The organism is Roseivivax halodurans JCM 10272 (genome assembly GCF_000521785.1).
Taxonomy (GTDB): Bacteria; Pseudomonadota; Alphaproteobacteria; order Rhodobacterales; family Rhodobacteraceae; genus Roseivivax; species Roseivivax halodurans.
Genome location: NZ_JALZ01000007.1, coordinates 94,598 through 107,283 on the forward strand (window position 1 = coordinate 94,598; position 12,686 = coordinate 107,283).

Sequence of the window (12,686 nt, forward strand, 5' to 3'; positions counted from 1 at the left end):
TGCCTCTCCCTCATTCCGCCGCAACCGCGGCGGCTTGCGCGACGCGCTCCACCTGCGGTGTCGTGAGCCGGGCCTGCGCGGCGTCGGCGATCATCGCCGCGACGCGCCCGGCCTCGGGGATGCAGCGCAGCGCGGGTTGCGGCGATGCGATCTTCCACGGCCGGCAATGCGGCCAGAGGGTGAGATAGGCGAACCGCGGCCCACCCTTCAGCTGCAGCGCGATGGTGCCGGTGCCGCGAGGACCGTGGGCAAGGTCGGCCGCGGCGATCTTGGTATAGGGCAGGTTGAGCGTCAGCGTCAGCGCAGCGCCGACACGCAGCGCGATGCGCCGGTTGGTGACCGTGTAGACGGAACTGCGCGCCTGGATCACGCCGAAGCCGATCAGCAGCGCCAGGACGATCCCCCCGAGGACGAGGAACGGCACGGCGTAGCCCACGGCAGCGCGCAGCGGGACCAGATCCATCAGCGACACGAACCGCCAGATCGCCAGAAGGGCGAAGTAGCCGGCAACCCAGGGCAGGCTCAGCGCCTGCCAGCTGAGCGCCCAGGCGTCCGGGCGCCCCTGCCAGAGGATTTGCTCGCCCTCGGGCGGCAGCTCCGGCAGGCCCTTGATCGGCTCGACTGCAAAATCGTCGTGATCCATGTCTTTCCCTCCCCTTCGTCGGGCCGCGGCGCGTGGCTGGCGCGCCCGCGGCCCCATTGTCCTCAGAGCCGCGGGATCTCGCGCTTGGCGTCGGCATAGAGAAGACCGCCACCGTAATAGGCCATGATCTTCTCTTCCTCGAGCTTGGTGACCTCGCCCGGCGCCTTGGTGGTCGGCACCCCGGCGAAATGCTTGCCGTAGATCGAGCGGACCTGGACCTGGCTCGGCCAGATCCGCGCCATGGTCATGGGCACGAGCCGCTTGCCCCCACCGTGTTCGGGCTCGAGCGAGATCTCGAGATAGCGCACAAGCTGCTCCGGCGCGTCGACCCACATGTCGGAGATCATGCCGACGATGACGTCGTCACCCGAGACGACCGGCATGCCGCGTGGATCGAACCCGGCCCGGAACGCGAAGCCGCCCGCCGCCATTGGCACGATCTTGGGATGGCCATGCCCGTCGAGTTCGGGCGCGTCCTCGCGGGGGCACCACGACCCGGGGCCGACGCCGGCCAGCATCGCATCGCCCGTCGGCGCGAAGGGAAAGCCCCCCGCCGCGTTCGTCGCCTCCATGGCCAGGTCCGTCCGGTCGATGTTCTGGCCCGACGGAACGGCCTTCTCGCCCTTGCCGTGCGGCAGCCGGAACACCTTGTCCGACGGCACCGGCCAGATACCGCCCGCATCAGCGCGGGTGCCGTCCTCGTCGACAAGCGGATAGCCCTCACGCTGGTTCTCACGCTGCAGGTAGATGACGAGGCCGACGAAGAAGATGAAGAAGATCCAGAGCGAGAGACTCGCCAGATCCAGGTTCCCGAATGGATAATCGTTGATCATTGCCCTGGTCCTCCTCGGCCGGGTTCAGGTGGGGAAGTCGGCGAGGCCGAAGCCCCGATCCGACCGGTCCTCGGGCGCGCGGGCGGCTCGCGTGACGAGCGGTCCGAGTGCGACGAGGGTGATGAAGAGAAGTCCGATTTCCGTGTGGTAGACGACCGAATAGCCGGTCGCGGGCGTCGCCAGCGGCGCGCCGAGGTCTCCGGCCATGGCGTGGACGTTGACCCAGTCGCGCACGCCACCGCCGATCGCGGTCGAGAGACCCGCCGCCGTCGCCTGCGCCGCGCCCCAGGCGCCGAGCGCGAGACCCCGCCCGGCGATGCCGCTCTCGGGCATGGTCATCGCGGCAGTAAGCGTCGAGACGGCGAAGTAGCCCCCGCCGAGCCCGATGAGCCCCGCGCCAGCAAAGAAGAGCGCCGGCGACTGCATCGGCGCCGCGAAGATCACGGTCGAAAACGCCACCACGCCGATGAGAACGCCCGTCGCCGCCATGCGATAGACGTTGGCGCGCCGAGCGAGCGCCTTGGCCGCGAGCGCGAAGCCGCCAAGCGCGCCGGCCGCCCACATCGCCGTCAGGAGCGTGGTCGAGGACACCGAGAGCCCGAGGATCTCGCCACCGTAAGGCTCGAGCAGCACGTCCTGCATGTTGAAGGCCATGGTTCCGAGGAACACCACGACCAGCAGCCGGCCCGCCGTACCGCCCGCGGCAAAGTCCGCCCAGGCCTCGGCGAAGCGCGGCCGCGGCGCCTCGCGCTCCTCGCGGCTCATCGGGCGCACCCGCTCCTGCTTCCAGAGCGCGATCACGTTGAGCACGACCGTCGCGACCGCCGCCCCCTGCACCACACGGATGAGCGTGAGCGGCGTGAAGTCGCGTAGGAGCCAGCCTATTAGCAGCGCCGAGACGCCCATGCCGATCAGGAACATCACGTAGAGGAGCGCCACGACCCGCGGCCGCGTCTCCTCGCTCGCGCGGTCCGAGGCGAGCGCCAGCCCCGCCGTCTGGGTCATGTGGAGCCCGAGCCCCGTCATCAGGAAGGCGAGCGCCGCAAGGACCTCGCCCGCGAAGGGCACCTCGTGCACCACGTCGCCACCAAGGACGAGCAGCGCCATCGGCATCACGGCAAGACCGCCCATCTGCCAGAGCGTGCCGAACCAGAGGTAGGGCACCCGCTTCCAGCCGATGGCGGAGCGATGGGTGTCGGACCGGAACCCAAGCAGCGCCCGGAACGGCGCGACGAGCACCGGCAGCGCGATCATCACCGCGACAACCACCGCCGGGACCGAGAGCTCGACGATCATCACGCGGTTGAGCGTGCCGAGCAGCATCACCGCCGCCATGCCGACCGAGACCTGAAAGAGCGACAGCCGCAGCAGTTCGCGCAGCGGAAGCGCGTCGGAGCCGGCATCCGCGAACGGCAGGAGCCGCCTCGATATGCGGGTGAGGCCGCTCACCCCCGCAGCTCCAACGCGTGCGAGATGTAGAAGCCCGAGGTGACCCGCCCGAGATCCCGGACCTCGCCGCCGAGCACCGCGGCGAGCCGCTCCGGCACGTGCGGCACCATGACAGGCGAGCGGTCCGAGCGCGGGAAGAGCTTGCCCGCGTACCACATCGCCATCAGCGCGCGCGTCCTCGGCGCGACGGTGAAGACGGCACTGCGGCGCGTGTGCTGCATGAGGCTGTGGAGCCGCGCCGCGATGTCGCCCTCGCGGTAGTAGATCAGGCTGTCCATGGCGATCACGTGATCGAAGCGGCCAAGCGCGGGATCTGTCATGTCGCCCGCGGCGAAGGTGACGCGCGCCGTCAGCGCCTCCGGCATGCGCGCCTCGGCCACCGACACGAGCTGCGGCGAGAGATCCACCGCCACCACTTCCGCGCCCCGCTCTGCCAGCGCCTGGCTCATCTGACCCGCGCCGCATCCGGCATCGAGCACCCGCGCGCCCACCAGATCGCCCGGCAACGCCGCCAGCAGCCGCTCGCGCATCGCGTCGCGCCCGGCGCGGACGGTCGCCCGGATCCGGCTCACCGGCGCGTCCGAGGTGAGCCGCGCCCAGGTCTCGGTCGCGGTGCGGTCGAAGTAGTCCTCGACGCGGGAACGGGTGGCTTCGTAGCTCATCAGTCGAATCCCAGCAGCTCGAAGATCTCGCGATCGGGCAGCGGCTCAGGCGCCAGCGGCTCTGTGCCGGCCAGAAGCGTCCTCGCCAGCGCGACGTATTCGGCTCGTGCCGCCAGCACGTCCGGATCGTCCTCCATCTCGAAGAGCGTGCGCTTCTTCAGCCGCGAGCGCCTGATCGCGTCGTAGTCCGGCATATGCGCCAGCCGCCGGAAGCCGACGACGTCGCAGAACCGGTCGACCTCGTCGGTGTCCTTGGAGCGGTTCGCGACGCAACCCGCGAGCCGCACCTTGTAGTTGTTCGACTTGGCCTGCACCGCGGCGATGATGCGGTTCATCGCATAGATCGAGTCGAAATCGTTCGCGGTCACGATCACCGCCCGGTCCGCGTGCTGCAGCGGCGCTGCGAAGCCCCCGCACACAACGTCGCCGAGCACGTCGAAGATCACCACGTCGGTGTTCTCGAGCAGGTGATGCTGCTTCAGGAGCTTCACCGTCTGGCCCACCACGTAGCCGCCGCAGCCGGTGCCCGCGGGCGGGCCGCCCGCCTCGATGCATTGCACGCCGCCCCAGCCTTCCGTGACGAAATCCTCGGGCCGCAGCTCCTCGGCGTGGAAATCGACGTCCTTGAGAATGTCGATCACCGTCGGCTGCAGCCGCCCGGTCAGCGTGAAGGTCGAATCGTGTTTCGGATCGCACCCGATCTGAAGCACCCTCTTGCCCATACTGGCGAAGGCTGCCGACAGGTTCGACGAGGTGGTCGACTTGCCGATCCCGCCCTTTCCGTAGACCGAGAAGACCTGCGCCCCCTCGATCTTCATGCTCTCGTCCTGGTGCACCTGGACCGAGCCTTCGCCGTCCTGGCCCTTCAGGACCGGCGGCCGCGATAGGCCGCGGGCCTCGAGCCCCGCCGCTTCTCGCATGGCGGCACGCCCTGCAGGCGGCTGCTTGTGGTCGAGCGGACTCATAGCTCCCCCTTCCGCGCAGGGCGGATCGCCCCCGCTTCTTCTTGGTAAAAATACTCCGGGGTCCGGGGCAGAGCCCCGGTCCGGCGATGGCTCCCGGTCGCGCCGGCCTGGCTGATATCGCGATACCCGCTCATTCTGCCGCCACCCCTTCCATCCGGTCCTCGAGCGCGTCCGCCGCATCCCGCAGCGCATCGAGCGTCGCGGCATCCGGCTGCCAGTAGGAGCGGTCCGACGCCTCGAGCAGGCGGTTCGCCATGCGGCTCGAGGCGACCGGGTTCAGCTCCGCGAGCCGCGTGCGCATCGCCTCGTCGAGCACGAAGGTCTCCGACAGCCGCTGGTAGACCCAGGGCTCCACCGATCCCGTGGTGGCCGACCAGCCGAGCGTGTTCGTCACCTGCGCCTCGATCTGGCGCACGCCTTCGGAGCCGTGCTTGAGCATGCCCTCGAACCATTTCGGGTTGAGCGAGCGCGACCGCGTCTCGAGCGCCACCTGCTCGGTCAGAGTGCGCACCTTTCCGGCGCCGCGCGTCGTGTCCGAGATGTAGACCGAGGCCTCCTGCCCCCGCGCCCGCCGCACCGCGCGGGAGATCCCGCCGAGCGTGTCGAAATAATGGTCGACCGTCGTGACACCGAGCTCGACGCTCTCGAGGTTCTGATAGGCGACCTCCACCCCCGACAGCATCCGCGTCAGCAGCGCGGGGTTGGGCGCAGCCTTGCCATTCATGCCGTAGGCGAAGCTCTTGCGCGTCTCGTAGGCGTCGGCGAGTTCGTCCTCGTCCCCGAAGGCGGAGCTTTCCACCAGCCCGTTCACGTTCGACCCGTAGGCCCCTTCCGCATTCGAGAAGACCCGCAAGGCGGCCTCCTCGATCCCGCAGGCTGTCTCGGCCATATGCGCCAGGGCATGCGCCCGAACCGGGTTCATGTCCTCGGGCTCATCCGCCTGCGCGGCCTTCAGTGCCGCTTCTGCCAGCATGCGCGTCTGCAGTGGCAGCAGATCCCGGAAGATGCCCGAGAGCGTCATGACGACGTCCACCCGCGGACGACCGAGCGTCTCGAGCGGCACGAGATCGGCGCCCGCGAGCCGCCCGAAGGCATCGAAGCGCGGCTCGGCGCCGATCAGCGCTAGCGCCTGCGCAAGCGGCGCCCCGTCGGTCTTGATGTTGTCCGACCCCCAGAGCACCAGCGCCACAGACCGCGGCACCGTGCCGTGGGTCTCGAGCAGCAGCTCCGCCTGCTTCCGCCCCTCCTCCATCGCAAAGACGGTCGGCATGCGGAACGGATCGAAGGCGTGGATGTTGCGCCCGGTCGGCAGGATCTCCGGACTGCGCATCACGTCGCCGCCCGGCACCGGCGCGACGAACCGCCCGGCAAGCGCGCGCATAAGGCCGTCGAGTTCCGACCCGCTGTCGAGCGCCGCTTCCATCCGCTCGCGCGTCCGGGCGTCCGGCGCAAAGGCGAGATAGCTCTCCCGGGCGGCATCGCTCATCGGCGCGCCGACCACGTGCAGCCCGTCCGGGATGAGCGCCTCTTCGGTCTCGAGAAGCCGGGACCAGAGCGTTTCGGGGTCACCTACGAGATCGACCGCCCCGGCCTGGGCCGCGATCAGGTCGGCAAGCTCCGACGCCCGGGTGTCGCCGGGTGCCATCTCGCGCCAGCGGGTCAGGGACTCCTTGAGTTCGAGCAGACCCTTGTAGAGCCCCGCCGCATTCAGCGGTGGCGTCAGATGGGTGACCGTCACCGCGCCCGAGCGGCGCTTCGCCAGCGTCGCCTCCGAGGGGTTGTTCGCGGCGTAGAGATAGACGTTCGGCATGTCGCCGATGAGCCGGTCGGGCCAGTCGCCGGGTCCCGCGCCCGCCTGCTTGCCCGGCATGAATTCGAGCGCGCCGTGCATGCCGAAATGCAGAATGGCATCGGCGCGGAAGCCGTTCTTGAGCCAGAGGTAGAACTGGACGAAGGCATGGCTCGGCGCGAACCCGCTCTCGAAGAGAAGGCGCATCGGATCGCCCTCCCAGCCGAAGCCCGGCTGGAGCCCCACGAAGACCTTCCCAAACTGCGCCCCGAGGACGAAGACGCCCCCGCCGTCCGACTGGATCCGGCCGGGCGCCGGCCCCCAGACAGCCTCGACCTCGGACAGCCACGGCGTGCCGCGCACCATGTCGTCGGCGCTTACGCGCGCCGCGACGTTCGCGTCCTGCCCGTATTGCTGGGCGGTGCCCTCGAGAAGCGCCGCGCGCAGAGCCTCGACGCTCTCTGGCGGATCGAGGTCGTAGCCCTCCGCCGCCATCCGGTGGAGCGTATGGTAGAGGCTCTCCCAGACCGACAGGTAAGCGGCGGTTCCGGCCGCCCCGGCATTCGGCGGAAAGCCGAAAAGCACGATTCCCACGCGCCGCTCGGCGGCGTCGCTCCGGCGCAGGCGCGCCGCCTTCTCGGTCCGCGCGACGAGCGCGTCGATCCGCTCCGTGCAGGGCGCCATCGCCTTGCCGCCCGCGCCCGTGCAGGCGCGCTTGCACCCGGAACATCCCTCCTCGCCGTGCCGGCCTGCAAAGACGTGCGGCCGCGTCGCGCCGTCAAGCTCGGGCAGCGCGATCAGCATGGTGGTCTCGATCGGTCCGAGGCCCTGACGGCTCTCCGCCCATTGCCCGAGCGTCTGAAACTCGAGCGGATGCGCGGCGATGTAGGGAATGTCGAGCCCCTGCAACACCTCGATCGCCGCGTCGTTGTCGTTGTAGGCAGGGCCTCCGACGAGGCTGAACCCCGTGAGCGATACCAGAGCGTCGATGCTCGCGCCGCGTGCATCGCGGAAATAGGTCGCGACCGCGGGCCGACCGTCGAGCCCGCCGGAGAAAGCCGGAATGACCCGGATGCCGCGCGCCTCGAAGGCGCGGATGACCCCGTCGTAATGCGCGGTATCTCCCGAGAGCACGTAGGAGCGCATCATCAGCAGCCCGACGGTCGCGACCGGCGCATCGGGCCGCGGCAATGCGTCCGCATCCCTTCCGATCCGGCCCGGCAGATCCGGGTGGTAGACGCCGCAATCGGGATATTCGACCGGCTCGGGCGCGCGGGCTCCGCGAAACTCTTCGCGGCCCGAATAGCGCGACAGCAGGAAGCGGATGAGCGCCGCGACGTTCTCGTCCGAGCCCCCGAGCCAGTATTGCATGCAGAGGAACCAGGCCCGCAGATCCTGCGCCTTGCCGGGGATGAAGCGCAGGATGCGCGGCAGCCGCCGCAGCATCTGCATCTTGCGCGCGCCGCTTTCCGTGGAGGGCTTCGACGAGCCTCGGAGACGCTTCATCAGTGCGCCCATGCCGCTTTGCGGCACGCCCATGTCGAGCGATCCCATACGCGTCAGCTTGACGATCTGTGCATCGGCGATCATCGCCACCAGCGCGTCGGCATCAGCCCGCCGCGCCGCAAGATCGGGCAGGATCGCTTGCACGTGGTCTTCAAGGAAGAGCAGCGAGACGACGATTATGTCCGCCCGCGCGATCGCCGCTTTCGCCGCGCTGAGCGCCTCGGGCGCCTCACCCCATTCGGCCGCCGAGAAGCAGCTTACCCGCAGACCAGGAAAATCGCGCGAAAGCTCCACCTGCGCGCGCTCCACCGGCCCGGCGGCATGCGCATCGAGGGTGAGGATCACCACCTCGTAGGGCGCGGGGCCCTGGGGGATATCCCAATCACCGCGCATAATGGGCCTTCGCCTCGTAGAGGGTCTCGACGCCGATCTCGGTCTCGCCGCGCGAAGCGGCGAAAGCCTCGGTGTTCCGCCGCGCCTTGCCGCGCACGAAGAACGGGATCTTCTTCAACTCCTGCTCGGCCGCAGGCAGCCAGACGACTTCCACCGCAGCGCCGACGTTGTCCCTCTTCTTGACGGAAATATCCCGGGGGGTCTGGGGGGCGGAGCCCCCCTCCTCAGGCGACGCATTCGCCGTGCCGTGATGCGAAGGGCCGGCGGCGTCGTGGAACTCGAAATCCTCGCGGAACATCGTCAGAAGATGCTCCTCGAGTCCCATCACGAGCGGATGCACCAGGGTGTCGAAGAGCACGTTCGCGCCCTCGATGCCCATGACGGGGGCGTAGCGGGCGGGGAAGTCCTGGACGTGCACCGGCGCCGAGATCACCGCGCAGGGGATGCCGAGGCGCTTGCCGATATGGCGCTCCATCTGCGTGCCGAGGATGAGCTCGGGAGACGCGGCCTCGATCGCCGCCTCCACCTCGAGGTAATCGTCGGTGATCAGCGCGGTCACGCCGTAATCCTTGGCGAGCACACGGATGGGTCGCGCCATCTCGCGGTTGTAGCAGCCGAGACCCACGACCTCGAAGCCCATCTCGTCGCGGGCGACACGCGCCATGGCCGCGACGTGGGTGCCGTCCCCGAAGACGAAGACCCGCTTGCCGGTCAGGTAGGTGCTGTCGACCGACACCGAATACCATGGCAGCCGCAGTCTTTCCTCGTCGAGGCGGGGTTCCACATCGAGATGCTGCGCCACTTCGGCCACGAAATCGCGCGTCGCGCCCGCGCCGATGGGGACGACCCTGGTGAAGGGAAGGCCGAGCTCGCACTCCATCCAGCGGCAGGCGCTCTCGCCCGTCTCTGGATACATGAGGACGTTGAGATGCGCCGCACCGAGGCGGGTGATATCCTCCGGGCTCGCCCCGTAAGGCGCGCAGACATTCACCGCCACGCCCATCTCCGACAGGAGCCGCGTCACTTCGGTGATGTCGTCGCGGTGACGGAAGCCGAGCGCGGTCGGCCCGATCAGGTTGACGGTCGGGGCCTCTGTCCGCTCGCAGGGTTTCGCGAGGGTGCGGATAATCTGGTAGAGGGTCTCGTCCGCGCCGAAGTTTTCCTTGCGCTGGTAGGACGGCAACTCGAGCGGGATGACCGGCACCGGCAGGCCGATCGTCGCGGCCATGCCGCCGGGATCGTCCTGGATGAGCTCTGCGGTGCAGGACGCCCCGACGATCATCGCCTGCGGCCGGAACCGGGCATAGGCCTCCTCGCAGGCGGTGCGGAAGAGATCGGCGGTATCCGAGCCGAGGTCGCGCGCTTGGAAGGTCGTGTAGGTCACCGGCGGGCGGTGATTGCGGCGCTCGATCATGGTGAAGAGGAGATCGGCGTAGGTATCCCCCTGCGGCGCGTGCAGGACGTAATGCAGGCCCGTCATCGCGGTCGCGACGCGCATCGCACCCACATGGGGCGGACCCTCGTATGTCCAGACCGAGAGCTTCATGGCGCGCGCCGGGGGCTCTGCCCCCGGACCCCCGGGATATTTCCGTCAAGAAGAAGCGAGAGCGGCATCATGCGGCCCCACTTTCAGCGTGTCGCGGCGGCGGAGCGGGCGGGAGAAGAGGCCGGCGAGATCGCCCGCCTGTTCGTAGAAATGCACCGGGGTGAAGACGAGTTCGATCGCCCACTTCGTGGTCAGGCCCTCGGCTTCGAGCGGGTTGGCGAGACCGAGGCCGCAGACCGTCAGGTCGGGCCGCGCCGCGCGCAGGCGAGCGAGCTGTTTGTCCACGTCCTGCCCCTCGGAAATCACGGGACCTTCCGCGAGGAGGTCGAGCTCGGGCGCCATGATGCGGCGGTGCAGGAAGGGCGTGCCGATCTCGACCGCCTCCATTCCGCATTCGCGGGTCAGGAAGCGCGCGAGCGGGATCTCGAGCTGGCTGTCGGGGAAGAGGAAGATGCGCTTGCCGCGCAGGATGTCCGCAGCCTGGGCGACAGCCTTGCGAGCGCGGGCGCGCGGCGCCTCGGTCACCGTGTCCACGACCGACGGTGCGATGCCGAACTCGGCCGCGATCGCCTTGAGCCAGAGGGTCGTGCCCTCCTCGCCGAACGGCAGAGGCGCCGCGATGTGGCAGGCGCCGCGGCGCTCGAGTGCGGCAAGCGTGTCGCCGAGGAAGGGCTGGACGAGCGCGATCCGCGTTCCCGGGCCAACGCCGAACTGGTCAGAGGCGCGCGGAGCCGGCAGCACGCGCACCGGGCCGACCCCGATGCGCTCCAGAAGGTCCAAAGCCTGCGCCTCGACCACGTCCGGCAGTGCGCCGACGATCAGCAGTTCCTCGGCCGTGGCTTCGGGAAGGCTCGGGACCATCGCGGCGAGACAGGCGTCCTCGCCTTGGGTGAAGGTCGTCTCGATGCCGCTGCCGGAATAGTTCAGCACCCGGACGTTCGGGGCGTGTGCCGCCGACAATCTCTCTGCGGCCTTGGCGAGGTCGAGCTTGATGACCTCGGACGGGCAGGATCCCACGAGGAAGAGCTGGCGGATGTCCGGGCGGCGGGCGAGAAGCTCGCTCGCCACCCGGTCGAGCTCGTCCTGCGCGTCGGCGAGGCCGGCGAGGTCGGTCTCTTCGAGAATGGCGGTGGCGAAGCGCGGCTCGGCGAAGATCATGACCCCGGCGGCGGATTGCAGAAGATGCGCGCAGGTGCGGCTGCCGACCACGAGGAAGAACGCGTCCTGCATCTTGCGGTGAAGCCAGATGATCCCGGTCAGCCCGCAGAACACCTCGTGCTGGCCGCGCTCCTTCAGAACGGGGGCGGTGCGGCAGCCGGCGGTGGCGGGAGGCGCGAAGCGGTCGGTCATGCCGGCGCCTCCATCCGGCGCGCCGCCCGGAGCTTGAGCAGGAACTGCGTCGCGTTGACGGCATAGGCGGCGTAGGCCGCCAATGCGACCGCCATCTGGGTGAGCGGATCCGCTCCGGCGAGGAGCAGCCAGAGATAGGCGCTGTGCAATCCGATCACGAGGAAGGAGAAAACGTCCTCCCAGAAGAAGGCTGGTGCGAAGAGCCACTGACCGAAGACGACCTTCTCCCAGATCGCGCCCGTGATCATGATCAGATAGAGGATGCCGGTTTTGACCACGATCGACAGCGTTGCCGCCTCGAGCCCCTCGCCGCTCCAGAGATAGCGGAGGACGAGCGTCAGCGAAGCCAGGAAGACGAGGAACTGCAGCGGCGCGAGCACGCCCTGGACCAGGGTCCAGACCGTCGCGTCCCGCCGCGCGCGTTCCGCGGGGCTGTAGAGGGGCGATGCCGGCCGCGCTCCGGTGGGGGTCGCTGATGACATGGGCGATTCCGTGTGACGCATGGGAAAAGCGTAGCTCCGCACGGGAAAATGTGTCAATCTAAACTTACACTATTCACATCGAAACCGCCGAAGCTCACCCAGAATCATGTAAGCTTTTAACATTTAATGCTTTATGCGGAGAGACTGCGTAAAGTAGACTTGTCAGATCAAATTGACGCTCGCACTGGCGAGCGCTTTGCTAAGCTGACACACTCACGTTGACCGGGTCGCGGACGGACCATCGTGCCCGCGACCCCCGGCCACAACCGGCAGAAGGTGATGCGCATGACCCAGATGACGATCGCACCGGACGACCGGGCCGATATTGCCTCGCTCGCCGGGACCGTTGTCTCACTTCTGAACGGGCGCCTCGGCGAGCGCGTCGTGAAGCGCGAGGGCACGGCGACGCGGTACTTGCTCGAAGCGGCGCGTGCTCCCGGCTTCTCCCCGTCCGACGTGCTGGCGCGCCTGCGGGCCCTCCCGCTTCCGGATACCTCCCTGCTGGGCACCTGCATTCCGGAGGCGGCAAGGACTCTTGGCGCACTTTGGCTCAGCGACGAGCTCGGCTTTGCGAGCGTCTCGATAGCGACATCCCGCCTGCAGGGTCTGGTGGCACAGATGGCACCGCCCGCCATATCCGAGACGAGATATGGGACCGAGACTCGCTCCGCCCTCCTCATCCTGCCGCCGGGAGAGACACATACGCTTGGGATCCATGTCGCTGCGGCGCAATTGCGCCGGCACGGCCTGTCGGTGCGGCTCATGTTCGGCCCCGATGAGGCGACGTTCCTGAGCACCCTGCAGAAAGATCCCTATGATCTCATCATGTTCGCCTGCCCTCGGCCCGAGCTCCTTGCCTTCGTGACGCGATTGGTATCAGTGCTGCGGAACACAAGCGCGTCCGCCGGGTTGACAGTTTTAGGGGGCGCCGTCCTCGACCGTCAGGACAACCTGACACAATTCACAGGCGTGGATCTCGTCACGAACGATATCCGGGCCGCCCTGCTTCGGCAGGAGGCGCTCGCCGCCGGAACCATTATGGTGCGATAGATGAGCAATGCTCCGAAG

Annotated in this window: 10 protein-coding genes; 1 reads left to right on the forward strand and 9 read right to left on the reverse strand. The window is 68.6% G+C overall.

What is annotated here, in order from left to right:
* Window positions 1–10: 10 nt before the first annotated feature.
* From puhB to bchF, 9 genes are all read right to left on the reverse strand, one after another.
* The gene (gene puhB, locus OCH239_RS08720; protein ID WP_037261179.1) at window positions 11–643 is read right to left on the reverse strand and encodes a photosynthetic complex putative assembly protein PuhB; all 633 of its coding nucleotides are present in this window, start codon (window positions 641–643) and stop codon (window positions 11–13) included.
* A 62-nt stretch (window positions 644–705) separates the two neighbouring features.
* The gene (puhA, locus tag OCH239_RS08725) at window positions 706–1,476 is read right to left on the reverse strand and encodes a photosynthetic reaction center subunit H (protein WP_211241975.1); all 771 of its coding nucleotides are present in this window, start codon (window positions 1,474–1,476) and stop codon (window positions 706–708) included.
* A 24-nt stretch (window positions 1,477–1,500) separates the two neighbouring features.
* Window positions 1,501–2,925, reverse strand: coding sequence for a PucC family protein (locus OCH239_RS08730; protein WP_037261182.1), 1,425 nt, complete (start codon window positions 2,923–2,925; stop codon window positions 1,501–1,503).
* Window positions 2,922–3,587, reverse strand: coding sequence for a magnesium protoporphyrin IX methyltransferase (bchM, locus tag OCH239_RS08735; protein ID WP_037261185.1), 666 nt, complete (start codon window positions 3,585–3,587; stop codon window positions 2,922–2,924). Before bchM ends, OCH239_RS08730 begins: the two co-directional genes overlap by 4 nt.
* Window positions 3,587–4,507, reverse strand: coding sequence for a ferredoxin:protochlorophyllide reductase (ATP-dependent) iron-sulfur ATP-binding protein (gene bchL, locus OCH239_RS08740; protein ID WP_051489395.1), 921 nt, complete (start codon window positions 4,505–4,507; stop codon window positions 3,587–3,589). The genes bchM and bchL overlap by 1 nt, the downstream gene beginning before the upstream one ends.
* Window positions 4,508–4,682: 175 nt before the next feature.
* The gene (locus OCH239_RS08745; protein ID WP_037261189.1) at window positions 4,683–8,240 is read right to left on the reverse strand and encodes a magnesium chelatase subunit H; all 3,558 of its coding nucleotides are present in this window, start codon (window positions 8,238–8,240) and stop codon (window positions 4,683–4,685) included.
* The gene (gene bchB / locus OCH239_RS08750) at window positions 8,230–9,786 is read right to left on the reverse strand and encodes a ferredoxin:protochlorophyllide reductase (ATP-dependent) subunit B (RefSeq protein WP_037261192.1); all 1,557 of its coding nucleotides are present in this window, start codon (window positions 9,784–9,786) and stop codon (window positions 8,230–8,232) included. Before bchB ends, OCH239_RS08745 begins: the two co-directional genes overlap by 11 nt.
* 45 nt (window positions 9,787–9,831) lie before the next feature.
* Complete coding sequence (locus tag OCH239_RS08755; protein WP_037261195.1) at window positions 9,832–11,136, reverse strand: ferredoxin:protochlorophyllide reductase (ATP-dependent) subunit N; 1,305 nt, start codon at window positions 11,134–11,136, stop codon at window positions 9,832–9,834.
* Window positions 11,133–11,618, reverse strand: a complete 486-nt coding sequence (bchF, locus tag OCH239_RS08760; protein ID WP_037261435.1) for a 2-vinyl bacteriochlorophyllide hydratase — start codon at window positions 11,616–11,618, stop codon at window positions 11,133–11,135. The genes OCH239_RS08755 and bchF overlap by 4 nt, the downstream gene beginning before the upstream one ends.
* A 243-nt stretch (window positions 11,619–11,861) precedes the next feature.
* On the opposite strand from bchF, the gene OCH239_RS21675 reads away from it, so the two are divergent.
* The gene (locus OCH239_RS21675) at window positions 11,862–12,668 is read left to right on the forward strand and encodes a hypothetical protein (RefSeq protein WP_157577831.1); all 807 of its coding nucleotides are present in this window, start codon (window positions 11,862–11,864) and stop codon (window positions 12,666–12,668) included.
* The last annotated feature ends 18 nt before the right edge of the window (window positions 12,669–12,686 follow it).